Source organism: Micromonospora sp. NPDC048835 (genome assembly GCF_040649995.1).
Taxonomy (GTDB): Bacteria; Actinomycetota; Actinomycetes; order Mycobacteriales; family Micromonosporaceae; genus Micromonospora.
Genome location: NZ_JBEZGM010000003.1, coordinates 97,612 through 119,031, shown reverse-complemented (window position 1 = coordinate 119,031; position 21,420 = coordinate 97,612). Strand labels below are relative to the sequence as shown.

Here is a 21,420-nt window from a genome sequence, read left to right as displayed (position 1 = left end):
GCCTGTCGCTTCTGGTCGCCCCGCCCGGAGAACTCCGGACACAACAAAGAGCGCCTGGGGCCACAATCCCGCCAGGCGCACACAGAGTCTCTGGTAACCAAAACTGCAACCCGGTCAACCTACCACGGTTTTCCCCGCAGAGGTCAATGGTGGGCAGAATCCTCGGGCAACTGGGCGATCATGGCCGTGAGGCCTGTCACATCCAGCAGGTCGGCAGGTCGCACGGTCACCCCGTGCCGGACGTAGTGGAACGCCGCACCCACCCGGTCGACCGGCACACCGGCCAACTCCGCCCAGGCCAGCCGGTACACGGCCAACTGCACGGCGGCCACGTCGGCCGCCGGCCCGGTGGGCTGGGCGCCGGTCTTCCAGTCGACCACGTCGAACCGACCGCCCGGCCTGGCGAAGACCGCGTCCATCCGACCCCGCACCACCACTGAAGCGATCACCGTGGCGAACGGCACCTCCACCTCGACCGGCGCCCGGTCGGCCCACTCGCTGGCCAGGAACCGTTCCTGAAGCTCGACGAGCGCCTCGTCGGGTGCGGCATCGGCGTCGGCCGCACCCGGCAACTCGTCCAGGTCCAACAGCCGGTCGGCGCCGAAGCGCTGCTCCAACCAGGCGTGGAAGGCGGTGCCCCGACGGGCGTACGGGTTGGGTTCGGCGGGCACCGGGCGACGCAGCGTACGGGCCAGCGCCGCCGGATCACGCCGTAGCGCAACCAGTTGGGTGACGCTCAGCGCCCCGGGCAGAGCCACCTCGACCGCACCGGAGAGCCGGGTCAGCTCGGCGCGCTCCGCCAGCAGCAGGTCCGCCTCGCGCCGCCAGCGCGCCACCTCCGGGTCCTCCGCCGGCCTGACCGGTTCGGCCGGCACCGGCCCACCCGGCGTGGCTGGTCCGGCCTCCGACCCAACCGGCGACCCGACCTCCGACGCCACCGATGGCACGACCGCCGTCACCGGTCCGGGGAGCACCGGCCCGACCGGCCCGGGGAGCACCGGCCCGACCGGTCCGGGGAGCGCCGCCGTCGGACCGTCGGCCATCAGGCGACGCACCAACCCGGCAGCCTCGGCCAACGCCGGCCGCCGGCCGCCCAGCGGGTCGGCCGGCCACTCCGCGCGGAGCACCACCTCGGCCGTCGGGTTCGTCGCGTCGGGGGTCGGCTCCGGCGCCCACGCGTCGATCAGGTGCCCCGGCCCGCCGTCGAGGCAGGCGTCGTACACCTCACGGAGGAAGACCGACGGACCTCGCGGTCGCTTGGTGCCCTCCCCCCACCAGTAACCGGAGCAGAGCAGCAGCCGGCGTGGGCGGGTCACCGCCACGTACGTCAGTCGGCGTTCCTCCCGCTCGTCGTGGGCCCGCCACGCGTCGACGAAGTCGGTCACCGCCCGGGCCACGGCCCGCTGGTCCCCCGCCTCGTCGAGGGCCAGGTCGGGCAGCCCGTCGGCGTCACCGCGCAGCGGGAACGGCAGCACGCCCAGCCCACCCAGCCAGTGATCGGAGTTGCGGACCGGCCCCGGCCACGACCCACGGCACAGCCCGGCCACCGCCACCACGTCCCACTCCAGGCCCTTGGCCGCGTGCGCGGTGACCACCTGCACCGCGCCCTCCACCACCTCGACCTCGCCCGGCGCCAGGCCACGCTCCTCGTCCTCGGCGGCGGCCAGGTAGGACAGGAAGCCGGACAGGGTCGCGCCGGGGGTCTCCCCGCTGAACCGGGCCGCCACGTCACCGAGCGCGTCCAGATGCCCCCGGGCCAGGCCCGCGTCGCCGGCGCCGTCCCGGCCGGCCCGCACCGCGACCTCCACGTCCAGGCCGATCGTGCGCTCGATGTCCGCGATCAGATCCGGCAGCGCCTGGTCCAGTCGGTAGCGCAGCAACGCCAACTCCCGGCCGTACGCGCGCAGCCGCGCGAAGCCCTCCGCCGAGTACGCCTGCGCCGGCCCGAGGTCGGCCAGTGCCTCCACCAGGGTCGCCTCGTCCAACAGGTCGGGGCTGATCTCGGAGTCGTCGTCGGCGGCCACCTGTCGCCGGGCCTTCGCGATGGCCCGGGCCCGCCGGTGCAACGCCACCAGGTCACGTGGGCCGATCCGCCAACGGGCGCCGGTGAGCAGCCGCAGCAGCGCGGCGCCGTCGGTCGGGTCGGCCAACACCCGCAGCGTGCAGACGACGTCGCGGACCTCGGGGGTGTCCAGCAGGCCGCCCAGCCCGACCACCTCGACCGGGAGGCCGCGCGCACGCAGCGCCGACTCGATCGCCGGGATCTGGCTGCGGACCCGGACCAGCACGGCGGTCGTCGGGCGCCGTACCACCGGGATGTGCTCCGGGGCGACGCCCGGCATCCCGGCGGCCCCGCGCCAGGCGGCAAGCACGCTGTCGGCGATCCAGTCGGCCTCGTCGGCGTACGTGGTCAGCATGGCGCAGTGCACCGTGCCACCGGCCGCGCCACCCGGGCTGCGGTGCGGGATCGGGTCCCGGACGGTGAGCGCGGAGCGCAGCTCGGGCACCCGGGCACCCGCCGCCCGCAGCGGGGTGGAGAGCGCGTTCGCCACCCGGAGGATCTCCGGGCGGTTGCGCCAACTCGTGGTCAGCCCCAGTGCCGGGGCCGGCTCACCGTCGGCGCGGGCGAACTCGGTGGGGAACCTGTCCAGGGTGCCCGCGCTGGCCCCCCGCCAGCCGTAGATCGACTGGCACGGGTCGCCCACCGCGGTCACCGGGTGCCCACCACCGAACAACGCGTTGAGCAACACCACCTGGGCGTGGCTGGTGTCCTGGTACTCGTCGAGCAGCACCACCCGGAAGCGGTCCCGCTCGATCACGCCGACCGCCGGGTGATCCCGGGCCACCCGGGCCGCCCGGGCGAGCTGGTCGGCGAAGTCCATCGCCTCGAAGTCCTCCTTGCGCCGGGCGTACGCCCGCACCAGGGGCAACAGCCGCAACCGGGTCTGCTGGAGAGTGAGCGCCTTGCGCACGTCGGCGTAGACCCGGCCGGGCCGGGACTGCACCTCGGCGAAGAACCGACCGGTCCAGGCCGCCAGCTCGTCCGGCGTGACCAGATGCTCGTCCAACTCCCCGGCGAGGGCCAGCACCGCGTCGGTGATGGTGCTCGGCATCCGGTCCACCTCGGACATGTCGCCGTCGTAGTTGCGCACCAGCAGGTCGACCAACTGCCAGCGGGACGCCTCGGTGAGCAGCCGGGTGGACGGCTCGTAGCCGGCCCGCAGCCCGTGCTCGGTGACGATCCGCCCCGCGTACGAGTGGTAGGTGGAGACGGTGGGCTCACCCGCGAGCGGGTCGCCAAGCGGGTCCCGGCCCTGCCGACCGAGGCGGCGGATCAGCTGGTCGAGCCGGGTCCGTACGCGGTGGGCCAGCTCGCCGGCCGCCTTGCGGGTGAACGTCAGCCCGAGGATCTGCTCCGGCCGCACGTACGAGTTGGCCACCAGCCAGACCACCCGCGAGGCCATCGTCTCGGTCTTGCCCGACCCGGCGCCCGCGACCACCAGCAGCGGCTCCACCGGGGCGGCGATGATCGCGGCCTGCTCCCGGGTGGGCGCCGGCAACCGCAGCAGCTTGGCCAGCTCCACAGGGGTGTACCGGGGGCCGGAGTCGGCGAGCCGGGGCGTCGGTGCGGGACCAGCGCCGAACAGGGTGGGCTGGGTCACTCCTCGCCCCTCACTGATTTTCCGGAGGACGGACGGCCGGCGGCTCGACCACCTGGCGCCCCTGCCCGGAGACCGGGCAGCTGGTACGCACCGGGCAGACCCGGCACTTCGAGTTGGCCACCGCGGCGAACGTGGCGGCTGCCATCGTATCGGCGGTGCGCCGGACCAGCGCGGTCGCCCAGCCGGCCGCCGGCCCCTCGCTGGCCGCCGGCTGATTCTGCTCGCGGGCGTCCTTCGCGGAGGTGCCGAGTTGCACCAGCGCGGCGCCCCCGGACTCGTCACCGAACTCGGCGAAGGCCCCCGCCTCCACCGCCGCCTGGTAGGCACCGAGCTGCGGGTGCTCCGCCAGGTCGGTGCCGGTGACCGCGGTGGACTTGCCGGTCTTCAGGTCGATCACCACGAGTCGCCCGGCCTCGTCGACCTCCAGCCGGTCGACCCGGCCGGTCAGGTCGACGGGCCGGTTCGGGTCGTCCAGCCGGACGGCGAACTCGTGCTCGATGGCGAGCAGCCGACGCGGGTTGGTGGCCAGCCAGCGCAGCAACTTGTCGACCATCGCCTCGGCGCGTTCCCGCTCCGGCCCGGCCATCCACCGGGCCGCCAGCTCGATCGCGTCGAACCGGGCCGCCACGTAGTCGAGCAGCGCGCCCCGGTCGGCGCTGGCGTCCTCGGCAAGCATCGCGGCGGCGTGCACCAGATTGCCCACACCCTGCGCGGTGCTCGTCGGGCCGCTGCCGCCGTGCCGCTCCAGCAGCCACCGCAGGCTGCACCGCAGCGCGCTCTCCATGGCCGACGGGGTGACCCGCACCGGGTCGCCGTCGTCGACGAGCGGCCGGTCGTCGGAGAGCACGCGCAGGCCCCACCAGTCGTCGGGGTGCGCGCCGGGCACCCCAGCGGCGGCGAGCCGGGCCAGCTCCGCCGCCGCGGCGCGCCGCCGGGCCGCCGGAGCGGCCGGGTCGGTGATGGCGGTACGCAGCTCCGCGACCAACGCCGGCAGGGTGAGCGCCCGGGGTGGACGGGTCACCGGCAGCGCCCCGGGGCGGTCCGGCTCCTCGTCGCCGGTCTCGCCCGCCACAGCTCCCCCGGTGCCGCCGCCAACCGATCCGGTACGGGGACCGGGCGCCGGGCCGGGCTCTGTCGGCGGCGGGGTGGACGGCGTCGACGACGGGCTCGGCGGGGTCGGCGTCGGCGGCGTGCTCGGCGGGTTCGTCGGCGGGGTGCTCGGCGGCGGGGTGCTCGGCGGCGGGGTGCTCGGGCCCAGCTCGTGCAGGAACCGGCTGGGCTGCTCCTCGTGGTCGTCACCACCGACGGCGACCGATGCCACGGCGCTGACCAGCAGCCGGTGCCGGGCCCGGCTGACGGCGACGTGGAAGAGCCGGCGCTCCTCGTCAAGCAACGCCGAGGTCTGACCCACCACGTTGGCCGCGGTCGCGCCGTCGACCGACCGGCCGGCCAGCACGTCGACAAGTCGCTCGGAGCCGAGCAGGCTGCCGCGCAGCCGCAGGTCCGGCCAGATGCCCTCCTGTACGCCGGCCACCGCGACCAGGTCCCATTCCAGGCCCTTCGCGGCGTGTGCGGTGAGCAGGCGCACCGCGGCGCCCCGGTCGGCGGTCGGGGCGATGGTGTCGGCCGGCAGGTCCTGGGCGAGCACGTGGTCGAGGAAGACCTCGGTGCGGGCGCCCGGCAACCGATCGGTGAACCGGGCCGCCGCGTCGAAGAGGACCAGCACGGCGTCCAGGTCACGGTCGGCCGCCTCGGCCCGCCGTCGTCGGGCCAGGTCACCCTCGCCGGCCTCCGGGCGCCCCTGGTTGATCGCGCCGGCCCACCGCTCGGCGAGACCGCTGCCGTGCCAGACGGCCCAGAGCACATCCTCCGCGGTCGAACCGGGCCGGGCGGCGGCTTCGCGTGCGACGGCAAGCAGCCCGGCCACCGCCTGCGCCGGCTCCGCCCAGCGCCTGTCGATGCTCCCCAGCTCCTCCGGGTCCTGCAACGCCTCGATGATCAGATCCCCGGAGGGGCGGCGGTCACCGCCGGCCAACGCGATCGCTCGCAGGCCCTGCCGCAGCCGACGCTCGGCCAGCGGGTCGGCCCCGCCGAGCGGGGAGTGCAGCAGCGCGACGGCCGCCTCCTCGTCGAGTCGTTCCGGCTCCAGCGCGCAGCGCAGCAGAAGCAGCAGCGGCGCGACCGCCGGTTGCAGGTGCAGGGGCAGATCCTCACCGTGCACCACGGTGGGTACGCCGGCAGCGTGCAGCGCCCGGCGCAGGGTGGGCAGCTGCAACGCGGTGGACCGCACCAGCACCGCCATCCGTGACCAGGGCACGCCGTCGAGCAGGTGGGCCGAGCGCAGCGCGTGGGCCAGCCAGGCGGCCTCGCTCGTCGCCGAGCGGAACGTGTGCACCTCGACCACGCCGGGCGGCGCGTCCGGCAGGGGGTGCAGCCGACGGTGCGCGGCCGGGCCTCGTAGCCGGCGACCCAGTCGGGCGATCGCGGCGAGCAGAGCCGGCCCGGCCCGGTACGACGTGGTCAGCAGCACCTGCGCGGCCGGCGCACCGGAGGCCGTCCGGAAACGGTGCGGGAACGTCGCCGCGCCGGCTGGATCGGCGCCCCGGAAGGCGTACGTGGACGAGTCCGGGTCGGCGAACGCGACGAGCGACTTGCCACCGCCGGCGATGACCGAGAGCAACTCCAGTTGGGCGGGGTCGGTGTCGGCCAACTCGTCGAGGTAGACGTGGGAGAGCCGGCGGCGCTCGGCGGCGAGCAACTCCTCGTCGTCGCGCAGCAGCCCGGTGGCCGCCCGGACCAGTTCCGCCGGGTCGTACGCGATGGAGCCCCGGTTGCTGACGTCGCGCAGCGCGAGCACGGCGACGTACTCCCGGAGGAAGCGGGCGGCGGCCGGCCAGTCGGCGCGGCCGAGCTTCTCACCGAGCCGGGCCAGGTCGATCGGGCCGACGCCGCGTTCGGCGGCGCGCATGAGCAGGTCGCGCAGTTGACCGGCGAACGCCCGGGTGCGCAGGGCGGGGCGCAGGTCGGTCGGCCAGCCGACCGGGTCGTCCTCGGGCTCCTCGCCCACCACGTCGAGCAGCTCACGGATGATCAGATCCTGCTCGGGGCCGGTGAGCAGCCGGGGCGACGGTTCGCCCCGCTCGGCGGCGGCGCGGCGGAGCAGCCCGAAGGCGTACGCCGGGAAGGTGCGCACCAGCGGCTCCCGCAGCACCCGATGGCCGTCCTGCGCGATCCGGGCCTCGATGCGCTGCCGCAGCGCGGTGGCGCCTCGGCGGCCGAAGGTCAGCACGAGGATCCGTTCGGGGTCGGCGCCCTCGGCCACCCGGGCGGCGACCGACTCGACCAGAGTGCTGGTCTTGCCGGTGCCGGGGCCACCGAGCACGAGCATCGGCCCGTCGGTGTGCCCGACGACCTCGGCCTGCACCGGATCGGCCCGCCAGCCGCCGCCGGTCAGCTCGGGCCCGACCACCCGGTCGGACGCGCCGACACCGCCCCCGGACGCGCCGGGCACGGAAGCGCCGTCAGGCGTCGCCTCATCCCCCCGCGCCGGCCCACCGGGCCGCCGCACCAACCGGTACGCCTGCATCAGCTCATCCCATCAGACCCATACGACACCCACCCACCCAAACCCCACCCACCACCACTCCGTCTCCGGCGACCCGCCACCCGCCACGTCGATCATGAAGTTGGCGACGCGACACGCCGACGGAGCTGCCGCTAACTTCATGATCACCGCGGGGCTGGGGGCCGGAGCAGGGCCGGGCCGGGGGGCCGGGCCCTCGGGCGCGGGGCCGGGGGTCAGGTCAGGTGGGATTCCAGGACGTCGAGGGCCTCGGGGACGGTGGCGGTCACGGTCAGGAGGTCGCGGCCGGCGGGCTTGAGGAAGGTCTGGTCGGCCAACGCGTCGAGCCATTCCAGCAGGGGACGGTAGAACCCGTCGGTGTCGATGAGCACCATCGGCTTGACGTGCAGGGCGAGGGTGGCGGTGGTCCAGACCTCGAACAACTCGTCAAGGGTGCCCAGCCCACCCGGCAGGGTGAGGAACGCGTCCGACTTGTCGATCATCAGGGTCTTGCGGCTGGCCATCGAGTCGGTCACCAGCAGCTCGTCCGAGGCCAGATCGGCGACCTCCAGGTCGACGAGCGACTGCGGGATCACGCCGACGGTGCGCCCACCTGCGGACCGTGCGCCGTCCGCGAGCGCGCCCATCATGCCGACGCAACCACCACCACTGACCAGTGTGTGCCCGCGCCGGGCCAGCTCCGCGCCGGTCTCGGCGGCCAGATCCAACCAGCGCTGATCGAGGGTACGGGAGGACGCGCAGAAGACGCAGATCGCCGCCATCAGTCGTGGTCCCGAGGCTGCTCGGCGGCCTGTTCGGCTGCGGCCCGCTGGTCTGCTCCGGTGCGGGCGACGGCCTCCTCGCGGACCGCCTCCTGCTCTGCGGAGAGCGCGGCCTCCGCCGCGACGATGTGCCGGACCGCCTCGTTGACGTCGTCGGTGAGGCAGATCAGGTCCAGGTCGACCGGCCCGATCTTGCCGGTGGCGGCCATCGTGTCGCGTAGCCAGTCCAGCAGGCCCTGCCAGTAGGCGACGCCCATCAGCACCACCGGGAACCGGGTGACCTTGCCGGTCTGCACCAGGGTGAGCGCCTCGAACAACTCGTCCATGGTGCCGAACCCGCCGGGAAGCACGACGAACGCCTGGGCGTACTTGACGAACATCGTCTTGCGGGCGAAGAAGTAGCGGAAGTCGATGGCCAGGTCGACCCAGTCGTTGATGCCCTGCTCGAACGGAAGCTCGATGCCGAGCCCCACGGAGAGCCCGCCGGCCTCGCTGGCGCCCCGGTTGGCGGCCTCCATCACCCCGGGCCCACCTCCGGTGATCACCGCGTAGCCGGCTCGGGCCAGTGCGCCGCCCAGTTGCTCGGCCAGCCGGCACTCGGCGCTGTCCGGGCCGCTGCGGGCGGAACCGAAGACGCTGACCGCCGGTGGCAGGTCGGCGAGGGTGTCGAAACCTTCGACGAATTCGGCGAGGATGCGCAGCGCACGCCAGGCGTCCTTGGTCTTCCAGTCACTGCGGCCCCGTGAATCCAGCAACCGTTGGTCGGCGGTGCTGCTCGGGATCGCCCCTCTGCGCAGGGTGACCGCACCGCGATGCCGCTCCTGCCCCGGACCGCGACCGGCCTCCCGCCCGTTGCTCTGGCTCATGGGGCAACCGTAGTGGAGCAGCCCCTGTCGGGTGCGCGGGGCGGGGACGCCGAGAAATTGTTCGCGATCAAGGGCAACTATTCGGCTCTCCCGTACGTCTTACTATTCACATACCGGGTATGCCCCGGCGCGCGCCTTCGGGGGAGGAGACAGCGTGATCAGTAACAGCGAGATGATCAGGATCCGTCGGCAGATGCAGCGACGGATCCACGACGTGGTGGCCGAGCGCCGCCGCGCCCGTCAGCAGAACCCGACCCCCAGCTCTCCCACCCCCTCCGGGACCGATCAAGAGGTTTGCGTCGCCGACAACGGGCCAGGCTGACGCAAACCTCTTGATCACTTGCGGGTCGGGAGGCCGAAGGGGTCCGGGGCCAGAGGTCAGGCGGGGGCCAGCCAGCGGTGCAGGGTCGCCGCACCGTCACGGATCTTGCTGATCTCGACGTGCTCGTCCGGGTGGTGCGCAAGGTTCGGGTCGCCCGGGCCGAAGTTCAGCGCGGGGATGCCCATCGCCGCGAAGCGGGCCACGTCCGTCCATCCCAGTTTGCCGATCGGCGCGGCGCCGACCGCCGCCAGGAACTCCTTCGCCGGGGCCGCGTCGAGCCCGGGTGCGGCACCTGCGGCCGCGTCGGTGACCTTCACCTCGAAGCCCGCGAACACCTCACGCAGGTGCGCCTCCGCCTCGGCCGGGGTGCGATCCGGGGCGAACCGGTAGTTGACCTCGACCTCGCAGTGATCGGGGACCACGTTGCCGGCCACCCCGCCGTTGATGCGTGTCGCGTTCATGCCCTCGCGGTAGTCGCAGCCGTCGATGGTGACCCGGCGCGCCTCGTACGTCTGAAGACGTCGCAGAATCTCACCGGCCACGTGGATGGCGTTTACCCCGTGCCAGGAGCGCGCCGAGTGGGCGCGTACGCCGGTCGTGGTGACCACCGAGCGCATGGTGCCCTGGCAGCCCGCCTCGACGATGCCGTACGTCGGCTCCAGCAGCACCGCGAAGTCCGCCCGCAACCACTCCGGGAACGCCTGGGCGACCAGGTTCAGCCCGTTGTACTGGGACTCGATCTCCTCGGCCTCGTAGAAGAAGTACGTCACGTCGTAGCGCGGCTCGGGCAGCGTCACCGCCAGGTGCAGCGCGTACGCCGTGCCGGACTTCATGTCGGAGGTGCCGCAGCCGTACATCAGGTCGCCGCGCATGGTCGACGGGAAGTTGTTGTTCAACGGCACCGTGTCGAGGTGCCCGGCCAGCACGACACGCTGCGACCGACCGAGGTCGGTGCGCGCCATCACCGTGTTGCCGTGCCGGTGGGTGGTCAGGTGCGGTACACCGCGCAGCACCTCCTCGACACAGTCGGCGATCGCCTTCTCGTTCAAGGACACGGACTCTATGTCGACCAGAGCGCGGGTCAGCTGCACCGGATCGGCGAGGACCTCGGGGGTCAGCGGGTTCTCCATGGTTCGCACGGTACCTTCAGGTCTGTCAGCGCGAGGAGCGAGCCGAGGTCAGCCCGGCCGTGACCGAGAGGTGTAACAGTGACGTCCGCAGATTCCGCCTGGGGCATCGGCCTGGCTACGGTCACCGCAGACGAGCAGGTGCTCGACACCTGGTACCCGACCGGCAAGCTGGGCCTGGGCGAGCTGCCGCTGGTCGCCGGCGAGGACAAGACGGACGTGCTCGACCTGCCGCCGGCCGCGCTTGGCGACCGCTCCCTGCCCGGTCTGCGTACCGTGCAGGTGGTCACCGTGATCGGCTCGCTCGACGACCCGATCAAGGACGCGTCCGACGCGTACCTCCGGTTGCACCTGCTCTCCCACCGCCTGGTGCGACCCAACGAGGTCAACCTGGACGGCATCTTCGGCAAGCTGGCCAACGTGGCCTGGACGTCCGCCGGGCCGTGCCCACCGGAGCGGGTGGACGAGCTGCGCGTGATCGAGCGGGCCGCCGGCCGCCACCTGGCGGTGTACGGGGTCGACAAGTTCCCCCGGATGACCGACTACGTGGTGCCCTCCGGTGTACGGATCGCCGACGCCGACCGGGTGCGCCTCGGCGCGCACCTGGCCGCCGGCACGACGGTGATGCACGAGGGCTTCTGCAACTTCAACGCCGGCACGCTCGGCACCTCGATGGTCGAGGGCCGCATCGTGCAGGGCGTGGTGGTTGGTGACGGCTCCGACGTGGGCGCCGGCGCATCGATCATGGGCACCCTCTCCGGTGGCGGCACCGACAAGGTCCGCATCGGCGAGCGCAGCCTGGTCGGCGCGAACGCCGGCATCGGCATCTCGCTCGGCGACGACTGCGTGGTCGAGGCGGGTTGCTACGTCACGGCCGGCTCGAAGGTCACCCTGCCGGACGGTCGGGTGGTCAAGGCCCGCGAGCTGTCCGGCGTCGACGGCCTGCTGTTCTGGCGCAACTCGGTGACCGGCGCGCTGGAGGCCCGGCCGCGTACCGGCCGGGGCATCGAGCTGAACGCCGCCCTGCACGCCAACGACTGACGCACCCGCCGGGTCCGCGGCGTTCGGCCGCGGACCCGGACGGGGTACGCCTCAGCGCAACCGGTACGCCTGGATGACCCGTTGGGTCACCGTGTTTCCTGCGGTGTCCCGGGCAGTGGCCCGCAGCGACACGTAACCGTTGCCGGTCGGGTGCCGCAACAGTGCCGTCCACCCGTCGGCCGAGGTGCGGACCAGCTTCGCCCTGGCCCAGGTCTTCCCGCCGTCGTACGACGCATCGACGGTGAGCTTGTCCACCCGGGCGGCCGGAGCACCCGGCTGCCGTTGCACCCGCACCGGGACGGCGAAGCCCTGACCGGCCGGAGCGCTGTTGTCGACCCGCAGTTGCGGCGCGAAGCGCACCACCGACAGGGGCAGCCGGACCGGCGTTTCACCGGCGACGTGCCGCGACCTGAAGGTCCAACTGGCTTCCACCTCGGTGCTCAGGTCGGTGAAGCTGCGCTTCGACGACGTGACGAGCCGGTAGTCCGCCCTGCCCGGTGGCACGGCGAACTCTCCGTAGCCGGCATACTCGCTCTCGCCGACAAGCTTGCCGTTGCGCCAGAGCGTGGTGTGCTCACTGTCGCTGAGCGAGCCGCCCGGGTGCCCGGCGGCGTCGCTGAAGATCGGCATGTCGACGATGACCGTGTCGCCGAGCCGGGTGACGCTCTGGTGCGGCCAGCGCGGGTTCGGGAAGGACGGCGCGAACGGCGCCTGGTTCCAGACCTCCCGCACGGTCCGCCCGGCCCGGTACGCGGTGGGGGTGGACAGGAGCACCGCCTGTGGGTTCAGCCAGCCGTCGTCGTCCACGGTCCCGAAGAAGACCTCGGACTCCCACTTCACACCCTTGGTGTTGTAGTGCTCGACCCGCTGGCTGGGCACACCGGTGGGCAGGACCACGGCGGAGCCGCCGACGTTGTACTCCAGCACGGGGAACACGGTCCGCTCGGCCTGCATGCCCGAGTAGCCGCTGCCGAACTGGTGCACGACGGTGGCCAGGTCCCGTCGGGTGTAGTCGCGGACGAACCCGGTGGGCATCCGGCCCGGAATGGCTTCGGCGAGCGCGTACAGGTACGGGCTGCTGCCCACTTCCGGTGTGGTCCACTGGCTGCTGACGGTGGCGACGAAACGCTCGTCGGAGATCCGCTTGCCGAGCTGACCGCTGGTCAACCCGGTGAACGTGTCCGCCCAGAGCCCGATGCCGTACCCGGTGCCGTCGTCGGCCGTGAAGTTGCCGCTGACGTCGATGAGTGTCGGGACGGCGGTCCGCTCCGGAATTGTCGTCCGCACCGGCTTGGCCCGGCGGGCGTCCACCACGATCCGGGTGTCCCGCTCGACTGTCACTTCGGGCTGCGCCAACAGGGACATCGGGCGCTGTTCATCCTCGGGGCCGGGCTCGAAGACGAGGGCGCTCAGGCCGTAGTGCCCCTTCGGCACCCGCACCGTGGCCACCCCGTCGGAACTGGCGAGGTCCCACGAGCCGTAGGTGTCCATCCCGACCAGGATGGTCCAGTGGTCCGCGGTGCGCGCTCCGGCGCGGTCCAGGTGCTCCACGGTGAGCGTGTAGCTCTCCACCTCCCGGTTCACGGCCAGCGGGGTGACCGCGACGGCCGCACCGGCTCGGGCCACGATCCGCCCGGTCCAGTAACCGTCGGCGTCGCCGAGCCGGGTGTCGGTGGTCACGGTCGTGGCGGCCGTGCCGCCCGCCGGCACGGTGAGCTGGTTGGCGCCCAGTTGGAACAGGCCGGCCGGCAGCGCCCGACCGCCGGGGCCGGCACCCTCGACGCTCAGCTCCAGGGTGAGCGGGGCCGGGCCGTCGTTGCGCCAGGTCACCGTGCGGGTGATCGGGACGTCGTCGGCGTGCGGCCACAGCGTACGACCGAACGAGACGCTCACCGGGTCGGTGGTGACCTGCTGCGTGATCGCGTGTGCGACGTCGACCCGGCCGGCACCCTGCTGGTAGGCGGTCTGGTCCGGGTGCGGCTTCGCGGCGGACATCAGGGTGGCCTTGAGCCGGTCGGCCCGCCAACCGGGGTGCTGCTGGGCGAGCAGCGCGGCCGATCCGGCCACGTGCGGGGTGGCCATCGAGGTGCCGGAGAGCGTGACGTAGCTGTCCCCCACCGGGTCACCGATGAAGCCGTTGGCTGACTTTGCGGCGACGATGTCGACGCCCGGCGCGGTGATGTCCGGCTTCAACGCGTCGTCACCCACTCGGGGGCCCCGGCTGGAGAACTCGGCCAACTCGTCGTCGCGGTCCACCGCGCCCACGGCGAGCGCGGCGTCGGCGCTGGCCGGGGAACCGACCGAGCCGTCCGTGCCGTCGTTGCCGGCGGCGATGACGAAGAGCGTGCCGGTCTGCGCGGTCAGCGTCTGCACGGCCTCCTCCACCGGGTCGACCTCCGGGGTGTCCCAGCCGCCAAGGCTCATGTTGATCACTGCGGCCTTCTTCTCGACCGCAGCCCACTGCATGCCGGCGAGGATCGCCGAGTCGGTGCAGCCGCCTTCCTCGCAGACCTTGCCGTCAAGCAGCGTCGCGTCCGGTGCCACGCCCCGGTACTTGCCGCCGGAGGCGGCACCGCTGCCCGCGATGGTCGAGGCCACGTGGGTGCCGTGGCCGACCGTGTCCCGAGCGTCGGCGACCTCGGTGAAGTTGCGCGCCTCGGCCACCTTGCCGGCCAGGTCCGGGTGGGTCGCGTCGACACCGGTGTCCAGCACCGCGACGGACACTCCCGCGCCGGTGAACCCGGCCGACCAGGCGGCGGGTGCGCCGATCTGGGGCACGCTGTGGTCCAGCGTCACCCGTCGATGGCCGTCCAGCCAGATGCGCTCGACGCCCCCCGCCGCGTCGAGCCGGGCGGCAGCGGAGCCGGTGGTGACCTTCTCCCAGACCGCGCCGAGGGAGGACTTGTCGCTGTTCAGGGCGGCGCCGCGAATAACCGGCAGGTCGCGGGTCAGCCGCGTGCCGGGCAGAGCGGCGGTGGCACGCCTGGCGGTGCCCGTCGAGCCGTACGCCACCAGCAGCGGCAGAGTGGTGCGGCGGGCGTCGTCGTAGCCCGCCTCGACCAGCCCGGTGACGTCGAAGAGCCGCCGGTCCACCCGGCCCGAACGCAGCAGTGGGAGCGCGTCGGTCGGCGTCACCGTGAGGCGGCCCCGCTCGCGCTGGACCAGGAACTGCACGTCCTCGCGGCCGGCGCCGGGTCGGACCGAGGCGCCGGAAGCGGTGACGGTGACCCGGTCACCGGTGATCAGGGTGACGGTGGTCGATCGCTTGGTGGTGGGTCCGCCCGGAGTGGACTGTAAACCGGTGCCGCCCGGTGGGGCGGGGGCGGCCGAGGCGGGGGCCGGCGCGGCAAGCGCCAGCATGGACACGAGGCCGAGGGCGGCCAATCTTCTTCCCTGGTGCAACGGATCCTCCTCGTGGAGCGTTTGAGGTATGGGGAGTCACATTGACATCCCAGAATTGCATACTGGGTATGCAAAATGAAGGCCGAAAAATGACGGACCTGCCACGAGCCGACGAACCGGGCCGGCATGATCGGCCGGTGACCTCCATGAAGGACAAGATGCTCGCCGGCGAGCCATACATCGCCGACGATCCCGAGATCATCGCCGACCTCGACCGAGCCGCCCGGTTGATGGAACGCTTCAACACCAGCCCGGCGGCCGACCCACCCGCGCGGATCGCGGCACTGCGGGAACTCCTCGGCGAGCTGGGCGAGGACACCTGGATCCGCCCACCGTTCCACTGCGACTACGGCTGGCAGATCCGGATCGGCCCGCGCAGCTTCGTCAACTACAACGCGGTCTTCCTCGACGTCGCCCGGATCACCCTCGGCGCGGACGTCCAGGTCGGCCCGAACGTCCAGCTACTCACTCCGACGCATCCGGTCGAACCCGGTCCGCGACGGGACAAGTGGGAGGCCGCCAAGCCGATCACCATCGGCGACAACGTGTGGCTCGGCGGTGGCGCGATCGTGCTGGCCGGCGTGACCGTCGGCGCGAACACCGTAGTCGGCGCGGGCGCGGTCGTCACCCGGGACCTGCCGGCGAACGTGGTGGCGGTCGGCAACCCGGCTCGGCCGGTCCGCGAACTCGACTAAGGCCTGTTTCATAAGGGCGGTCGAGCCGAGGCGGAGTCCGGACGACGCCCGGGCCCGCCGCAGGCCGGCCAGTTCTTATGAAACAGGCCTTAGACCGTCGGGGGCTCCGACAGGCGGACCACCAGGTCGGCCCGGTCGGCGGTGGGGGTGATCAGGGCCGCGTTCGACTCGTCGCTGCCGAGCGCCCACGCCCGCGCCTGCTCCGGAGACCGACCGAACGCCTCGTGCCGGGCGGTCAGCCGGCGGTGCCGCACCTCGGCGTCCAGGTCGAGAAACCACGCCTCATGCAGCAACGGCCTGATCTCCTGCCAGGGGAAATCCCGCAACAGCAGGTAGTTGCCCTCGGTCACCACCAGCCGGACCGACGGCAGCACCTCGATCGCGCCGGCCACCGGCTCCTCCAACTCCCGGCGGAACTCCGGCGCGTAGACAGACGTCGGCTCCAAGCGGTGCAACCGGCGCAGCAGCGACACATACCCGTTGGCGTCGAAGGTGTCCACCGCGCCCTTGCGGTCCGCGCGGCCCACCCGGACGAGCTGCGACTGGGCCAGGTGGAACCCGTCCATCGGCACCAGACAGGCCGCCGACCCGACCTCGGCGACGATCCGCTCCGCCAGGGTGGACTTCCCGGCGCCCGGCGCACCGGCGATGCCGAGCAACTGTCGCGGGCCGGCCTCGGCAAGCGCCATCGCTCGCGCCACCAACTCGTCGACGGAGAGCACCTGGGCCGGTGGCATCAGCCCAGCACCGGGTCGCTGATGGTGAACCGCGCCTGCACCGCCGCCTGCACGGTCTGCGGCTGTGGGTCCAGCTCGAGCTCCGGCCGTTCACCGCCCGCGCCGCCGCCCCCGGCGAAGGCCGCACGGGCGAACATCGGCCGGTCGGCAGGGCCCGCGTCGGCCAACTCGAGCAGCGAGGTGACCCGGGCGCCAAGCGCCTCCGCGTACTCCCGGGCCCGCAGCAGCGCGTCGTTGATCGCGGCGTGCCGGGCCGCACGATGGGCGGGGCTGTCCGGGCGAAGCTCCCACCACGGGCCGGCCACCTCGACCTGGTCCTGGTCGGCGAGCCGGAGCATCAGCTCACCGAGCGCGGTGAAGTCGGTGACCGTGACGGTCGTGGTGACGCTGCCGTGCCAGGCGACCACCCGCTCACCCGAGCGCCGGGTCTCCGGCCACACCCGCAGGTCGCCGGTCTCCCGCCGGGCCACCGCCGGGCCGGAGCCGTCCAACAGCACCCGCACCGCCGCGGCCCGCTCGGCCAACCGGGTCAGCGTCGCCTCCCGGTCCCGGTCCCGGGCTGTCGCGGTGACCGCGAACCGGGCCAGCTCGGGCGGCACCTCCCGGTACGCCTCGCCGCGCACCTGCACCACCGGACCGTCCACCGCCATGTCCCTCAGCCTAGTCAGCCACCGGGCGTCGCGCCGCGTAGGAGACCGTGTCCGCGTCGACCCGCAGGCCGGTCAGGTGGCCGCCGGTCACCCCCAGCTCCCGTAGCCAGGACACCTCTGCGGCGTGGTCGCCGCCGGCCGGGAACCGCCTATCGTCCGCCTCGAAGCGCCGGTCACGCAGCGCCACCCGGGAGGCGCGGGCCTCGTCGTAGCGTGCGGTGAGCGCCGGTGCGTCCCCGGCGCGCAGCGCGGCGGCCAGGTCGTCCAGGAACGCGGTGACCTCGGCCAGCTCACGCAGCACCCGGTCCCGGTTGCCGAGCAGCATGTTTGCGGTCCGGTCGGCCGGGGTCCCGGCGACCCGGGTGCCGTCGGAGAAGCTGCCGGCGGCGAGCGCGAGGACCGCGTCGCGCAGCGGTGCACGGTGCACGGCGCCGGCCAGCGCGCCGGCCAGCAGGTGCGGGACGTGTGAGGCGAGCGCCGCAGCCGAGTCGTGTTCGGCGGCGGACATCGGCACCACCCGGGCCTCGAAGACCTCCACCAGAAGCTCGGCCAGCCAGCGGAACGCGGTGGTGGCCGAGCCCGGCGCCGGACAGAGCACCCAGGCCGCGCCGGTGAGCAGATCCGGTCGGGCGGCCGTCAAGCCCGCCCGGTCGGTGCCCGCCATCGGGTGACCCGGCACGAACCGGTGCGTCAGCCCCTGCGCGGCGGCGAACGCCGCCACCTGCGCCTTCGTGCTGCCGACATCGGTGAGCACGCACCGCTCACCGGTCATCGCGGCCACCTCGACAAGCGTCGCCGGCAGGGTGGGCAGCGGCCCGCACAGGAAGACCACGTCCCGGTCGGCCACCGCCTCGACGAGCCGGTCCGGTGCGGGTACGCCGGCCCGTCGGGTCTCCTGCCGGGTGGTCTCGTCCGGGTCCCACCCGACCACGTCGATGCCGGCGGCGTACATCCGGAGCAGCACGGAACCACCGATCAGGCCGGTGCCCACCACCGCTGCCCGCACCCGCGTGCCTGGCCTGTCAACCATCCGCGCACCTCGACGTTCCTGCTGGGGTGCGGGGCCGCGGCGACCCCGACCAGGTCCGGGCCGAGGATATCGCCCGTCGGCGTACGGCCCCTTCCCGCTGTGCCGATCACATCGACCGGAGATCTTCGGAGGCCGGCCCGGAAGGAGGTTGTCCACTTCAGATCAGCGTCGTACGGTCCGCTCCGCCGCCCGCCGATCCGCTGCGGGCGATGGCGGAAGGAAATGAAATGTCCGCGACATACCGGGCGCTCGCCTCGGTGGTCATGTTGATCGGCTTCTACGTCGTCGCGCTCCTCCAGCTCGCCGCCGTCGCCGCGCTCGGGGTCTGGCTGTTCGGCCACACCAACGGGCTCGTCACCGGAAAGCTGCTGCTACCGCTCGTCGTCGCGCTCGGCGCGGTGGCGGTCGGGCTCTGGCGGGCGATCCGTACGAAGAACGAACCGGCACCTGGCCTGGTCCTCGGCGAAGGTGACGCGCCCGGCCTGTGGGCGGCGGTACGCGAACTGGCCATCGCCGTCGGCACCCGCGCCCCGGACGAGATCCGGCTCGTGCCCGAGGTGAACGCGGCGGTCGCCGAACAGAGCCGACTGCTCGGGCTGCTCGGCGGACGACGCACCCTCTACGTCGGTCTGCCGCTGCTCCAGGCGTTGCGGATGGACCAGCTGCGCTCGGTGCTCGCACACGAGCTGGGCCACTACTCCGGCAAGCACACCCGGCTCGGCGCCATGGCGTACCGGGGTCGGCTGGCCATCGCGGAGACGCTGGAGCGGATCAGCCCGCGTAACCCGATCGGCTGGGTCTTCAAGGGTTACTCGAGGCTCTACCTGATCGTGGACAACGCCGCGTCACGGCGACAGGAGCTGGAGGCTGACCGCTCCTCCGTACTGCTGGCCGGGCCCGAGGCCGCGGCCTCCGCGCTGCGTGCCCTGCCGGCGCTCGACGCGGCCTGGGGCTTCTTCATGCGCCGGTACGTCGAGCCGGGCTGGTCCGCCGACCTGGCGCCGGACGACCTCTTCGGCGGCTTCGGCCAGTTGCTGCGCGGCCGGCAGGACGAGATCGCCTCGTTGCGGGAGAACGCCCCCGACCGGAAGACGTCGCCGTGGGACACCCACCCGCCGATCGGCGTCCGGATCGCCGCCATGACGGGCCTACCGGCGGGAGCGGCCGCGCCTGACGATCGGCCGGCCGCGCTGCTGCTCGCCGACATCGACAGCGCCGGGAAGCAGTTGCAGGGCATCGTCGTCGACCGCGGCCACCGTGAGGTGCTGCCCTGGCCGCAGTTCATCGCCGCGGCGGTGGCGGCCGGAGTGCAACGGCAGGCGGACGGCGTCTACCGGGCGGCGGGCCGCTTCACCGGTGTCACCGGGCCGGGCCTGTCGACGGTGCTGGACCTGGTGCGCGCCGACCGCCTGGGCGAGTTCGCCGAGCAGTACTTCGACGACACCACCCGCGAGGAGGCGGCCGCCCGGTTCGCCGGGCCGATGGAGACGCTGCTCATCAACGCGGCCGTGCGCTCCGGCCAGGCCCACTGGCAGCTCTCCTGGTCGGCTCCGGCCCAGCTCGTCGGCCCGGACGGGCAACCGTGGGACCTCGCCGAGATCGCCAAGCTGGCTGTCGCACCGCAGACCCTGGACGTGGCGTTGGCGCGTCTGGTCGAGCTGGGCGTCGACCCCTCGGGCGCGACGGTGGTGGAGGGCCGGGTCTCCGGACGGAACGCCGACCTGATCGGCGCGCTGGCCAACATCAAGGTCGACGGTACGGAGCACGATGTGCTCGTCCTCGACCGCGGGTTGGTCCTGATCGCCAACCCCGGCAGTCCAGCCAGGGCGAGAAGCGGCTACGCGAGCTGGTCGGCTCGGTGCCGGTCGCGGAGCTGGCGGCCGCGAACACCTTCCTGCCGTACGAGGAGATCGTCTCCGTGGACGTCAAGCGGGAGGTGCCGCTGAAGGCGGAGCTGACCGTGCACGGCGGCCGGGTGCTCGCCCTGCAGGAGCTTATGGCAAGCGAACTGCTGGAGAAGCAGAGCCGCAACACGCTGCTGCGGGTCTTCGGTCAGATCAGCGAGTGACGTCGTCCGGGCGGTCGGCCCACCGGCTCGGCCGCCCGGACCACCCCGATCAGGACAGGCGCGCCGCGACGGCGGCGATGTGCTCGTCGGTCTCGGTCAACGCGACCCGGACGTACTGCCCGGCCGTCGGGCCGTAGAACACGCCAGCGGCGACCAGGATGCCCCGACGGGCCAGCCAGTCGACGGTCTGCCAGCAGTCCTCACCTCGGGTCAGCCAGAGGTACAGGCCCGCCTCGGAGTGCTCGACGGTGAACCCGGCACCGGTGAACGCCGCGGTGAGCACGTCCCGCCGGGCGCGGTAACGCTCCCGCTGCTCCTCGGCGTGTCGCTCGTCCTCGAGCGCGGCCACCATCGCCGCCTGCACCGGCGCGGGCACGATCATGCCCGCGTGCTTGCGGACCTTGAGCAGCTCGGCGACGAGCGCCGGGTCACCGGCGACGAAGCCGGCCCGGTAGCCGGCGAGGTTGGACCGCTTGGAGAGCGAGTGCACGGCGAGCACACCGGCATAGCTACCCCCGCTGACCTGCGGAGACAGCACCGAAACCGGCTCGGCCGACCAGCCCAGCGGCAGGTAGCACTCGTCGCTCGCGACCACCGCGCCACGTTCGCGGGCCCAGTCGACCACCTTGCGCAGGTGTGCCGCGGGCAGCACCCGCCCGGTCGGGTTGCCGGGCGAGTTGACCCAGACCAACCGGACCCGCGAGGTCGGCCCGACGGACGTGAGCGAGTCGGTACGGACGACCGTGGCACCAGCCAGCCGGGCACCGTCCTCGTACGTGGGGTAGGCGATCGACGGCACCACCACCACGTCACCAGGGCCGATGCCGAGCAGGGTGGGCAGCCAGGCCACCAGCTCCTTCGAGCCGATCGTCGGCAGCACACCGAGACCGTCGACGCCGGCGCCGCAGGCTCGGGACACCCACGCCGCGATCGCGGCCCGCAGCGCCGGGGTGCCGGCGGTCAGCGGGTAACCGGGAGCATCGGACGCGTCAGCCAACGCCCGCCGGATCACCTCGGGCACCGGGTCGACCGGCGTACCCATGGAGAGGTTGATCATGCCCTCCGGGTGCGCCGCAGCCAGCGTGGCTGCGGCGTCCAGGGTGTCCCAGGTGAACTCGGGCAGTCGCGACGAGACCGGCGCGGGCCGGTTCAGTGGCCCTCGCCGCGCGGCGGCTGCGCGGCGACGAAGGTGGCGTCCTTCTCCACCTTGCCGATCTTCGAGGCGCCACCGGGCGAGCCCAGCTCCTCGAAGAACTCGTAGTTCGCGCCGGTGTAGTCCTTCCACTGCTCCGGGACGTCATCCTCGTAGAAGATCGCCTCCACAGGGCAGACGGGCTCACAGGCACCACAGTCGACGCACTCGTCGGGGTGGATGTAGAGCATCCGATTGCCCTCGTAAATGCAGTCGACCGGGCACTCCTCGATGCATGCCTTGTCGAGCACATCTACGCACGGCTCGGCGATGATGTAGGTCAC

At 73.0% G+C, this 21,420-nt stretch carries 16 protein-coding genes; 5 read left to right on the top strand and 11 right to left on the bottom strand.

The annotated features are described in order from the left end of the window. Positions 1-143 precede the first annotated feature (143 nt). The 4 genes from AB0C15_RS05285 to AB0C15_RS05270 form a co-directional block, all read right to left on the bottom strand. A complete protein-coding gene (locus tag AB0C15_RS05285; RefSeq protein WP_357348894.1) occupies positions 144-3,662 on the bottom strand; it encodes a UvrD-helicase domain-containing protein in 3,519 nt (1,172 codons plus the stop codon). 10 nt (positions 3,663-3,672) lie between these two features. Then, positions 3,673-7,248 carry an ATP-dependent DNA helicase gene (locus AB0C15_RS05280; RefSeq protein WP_357348892.1) on the bottom strand — a complete coding sequence of 1,192 codons (3,576 nt, stop codon included), beginning with the start codon at positions 7,246-7,248 and terminating at the stop codon, positions 3,673-3,675. Between the two features lie 212 nt (positions 7,249-7,460). Further along, entirely contained in the window at positions 7,461-8,006 is a 546-nt protein-coding gene (locus AB0C15_RS05275; RefSeq protein ID WP_357348890.1) for a TIGR00730 family Rossman fold protein, read from the bottom strand. Next, positions 8,006-8,872, bottom strand: a complete 867-nt coding sequence (locus AB0C15_RS05270) for a TIGR00730 family Rossman fold protein (protein ID WP_357348888.1) — start codon at positions 8,870-8,872, stop codon at positions 8,006-8,008. The genes AB0C15_RS05275 and AB0C15_RS05270 overlap by 1 nt, the downstream gene beginning before the upstream one ends. A 154-nt stretch (positions 8,873-9,026) precedes the next feature. Here AB0C15_RS05270 and AB0C15_RS05265 point away from each other — a divergent pair, with 154 nt between their 5' ends. Next, positions 9,027-9,194, top strand: coding sequence for a hypothetical protein (locus tag AB0C15_RS05265; protein ID WP_357348886.1), 168 nt, complete (start codon positions 9,027-9,029; stop codon positions 9,192-9,194). A 56-nt stretch (positions 9,195-9,250) separates the two neighbouring features. Here the strand turns inward: AB0C15_RS05265 and dapE are convergent, their stop codons facing one another. Further along, positions 9,251-10,324, bottom strand: a complete 1,074-nt coding sequence (dapE, locus tag AB0C15_RS05260) for a succinyl-diaminopimelate desuccinylase (RefSeq protein WP_357348884.1) — start codon at positions 10,322-10,324, stop codon at positions 9,251-9,253. Positions 10,325-10,402: 78 nt separating this feature from the next. Here dapE and dapD point away from each other — a divergent pair, with 78 nt between their 5' ends. Next, positions 10,403-11,362, top strand: coding sequence for a 2,3,4,5-tetrahydropyridine-2,6-dicarboxylate N-succinyltransferase (dapD, locus tag AB0C15_RS05255; protein WP_357348882.1), 960 nt, complete (start codon positions 10,403-10,405; stop codon positions 11,360-11,362). A 51-nt stretch (positions 11,363-11,413) separates the two neighbouring features. Here dapD and AB0C15_RS05250 read toward each other — a convergent pair whose 3' ends face one another. After that, complete coding sequence (locus tag AB0C15_RS05250) at positions 11,414-14,722, bottom strand: S8 family serine peptidase (RefSeq protein ID WP_357349324.1); 3,309 nt, start codon at positions 14,720-14,722, stop codon at positions 11,414-11,416. Between the two features lie 179 nt (positions 14,723-14,901). Here AB0C15_RS05250 and AB0C15_RS05245 point away from each other — a divergent pair, with 179 nt between their 5' ends. Beyond that, complete coding sequence (locus AB0C15_RS05245) at positions 14,902-15,459, top strand: sugar O-acetyltransferase (protein ID WP_357348880.1); 558 nt, start codon at positions 14,902-14,904, stop codon at positions 15,457-15,459. Positions 15,460-15,548: 89 nt separating this feature from the next. Here AB0C15_RS05245 and AB0C15_RS05240 read toward each other — a convergent pair whose 3' ends face one another. Genes AB0C15_RS05240 through AB0C15_RS05230 form a run of 3 tightly spaced genes read right to left on the bottom strand, consistent with a single transcriptional unit; the run spans position 15,549 to position 17,876 of the window. Beyond that, positions 15,549-16,196 (bottom strand): nucleoside/nucleotide kinase family protein, encoded by a 648-nt coding sequence (locus AB0C15_RS05240; protein ID WP_357348878.1) that lies wholly within the window; start codon positions 16,194-16,196, stop codon positions 15,549-15,551. Then, positions 16,196-16,846, bottom strand: coding sequence for an SIMPL domain-containing protein (locus AB0C15_RS05235; RefSeq protein ID WP_357348876.1), 651 nt, complete (start codon positions 16,844-16,846; stop codon positions 16,196-16,198). The genes AB0C15_RS05240 and AB0C15_RS05235 overlap by 1 nt, the downstream gene beginning before the upstream one ends. Before the next feature lie 10 nt (positions 16,847-16,856). Continuing rightward, positions 16,857-17,876 carry a prephenate dehydrogenase/arogenate dehydrogenase family protein gene (locus AB0C15_RS05230; RefSeq protein WP_357348874.1) on the bottom strand — a complete coding sequence of 340 codons (1,020 nt, stop codon included), beginning with the start codon at positions 17,874-17,876 and terminating at the stop codon, positions 16,857-16,859. A 227-nt stretch (positions 17,877-18,103) separates the two neighbouring features. On the opposite strand from AB0C15_RS05230, the gene AB0C15_RS05225 reads away from it, so the two are divergent. Further along, a complete protein-coding gene (locus AB0C15_RS05225; protein WP_357348872.1) occupies positions 18,104-19,822 on the top strand; it encodes a M48 family metallopeptidase in 1,719 nt (572 codons plus the stop codon). Beyond that, the gene (locus AB0C15_RS05220) at positions 19,795-19,944 is read left to right on the top strand and encodes a hypothetical protein (RefSeq protein ID WP_357348870.1); all 150 of its coding nucleotides are present in this window, start codon (positions 19,795-19,797) and stop codon (positions 19,942-19,944) included. Before AB0C15_RS05225 ends, AB0C15_RS05220 begins: the two co-directional genes overlap by 28 nt. A gap of 49 nt (positions 19,945-19,993) precedes the next feature. Here the strand turns inward: AB0C15_RS05220 and dapC are convergent, their stop codons facing one another. Together dapC and fdxA are read right to left on the bottom strand one after the other, a co-directional pair. Continuing rightward, positions 19,994-21,097, bottom strand: a complete 1,104-nt coding sequence (gene dapC / locus AB0C15_RS05215) for a succinyldiaminopimelate transaminase (RefSeq protein ID WP_357349322.1) — start codon at positions 21,095-21,097, stop codon at positions 19,994-19,996. Continuing rightward, positions 21,094-21,420, bottom strand: a complete 327-nt coding sequence (gene fdxA, locus AB0C15_RS05210) for a ferredoxin (protein ID WP_091422126.1) — start codon at positions 21,418-21,420, stop codon at positions 21,094-21,096. Before fdxA ends, dapC begins: the two co-directional genes overlap by 4 nt.

Coding starts and splice junctions, on each gene's coding strand:
- AB0C15_RS05280 (WP_357348892.1), bottom strand. CDS start 7,248: ATGCAGGCGTACCGGTTGGTGCGGCGGCCCGGTGGGCCGGCGCGGGGG.
- AB0C15_RS05275 (WP_357348890.1), bottom strand. CDS start 8,006: ATGGCGGCGATCTGCGTCTTCTGCGCGTCCTCCCGTACCCTCGATCAG.
- AB0C15_RS05270 (WP_357348888.1), bottom strand. CDS start 8,872: ATGAGCCAGAGCAACGGGCGGGAGGCCGGTCGCGGTCCGGGGCAGGAG.
- dapE (WP_357348884.1), bottom strand. CDS start 10,324: ATGGAGAACCCGCTGACCCCCGAGGTCCTCGCCGATCCGGTGCAGCTG.
- AB0C15_RS05250 (WP_357349324.1), bottom strand. CDS start 14,722: ATGCTGGCGCTTGCCGCGCCGGCCCCCGCCTCGGCCGCCCCCGCCCCA.
- AB0C15_RS05240 (WP_357348878.1), bottom strand. CDS start 16,196: ATGCCACCGGCCCAGGTGCTCTCCGTCGACGAGTTGGTGGCGCGAGCG.
- AB0C15_RS05235 (WP_357348876.1), bottom strand. CDS start 16,846: ATGGCGGTGGACGGTCCGGTGGTGCAGGTGCGCGGCGAGGCGTACCGG.
- AB0C15_RS05230 (WP_357348874.1), bottom strand. CDS start 17,876: ATGGTTGACAGGCCAGGCACGCGGGTGCGGGCAGCGGTGGTGGGCACC.
- AB0C15_RS05225 (WP_357348872.1), top strand. CDS start 18,104: ATGTCCGCGACATACCGGGCGCTCGCCTCGGTGGTCATGTTGATCGGC.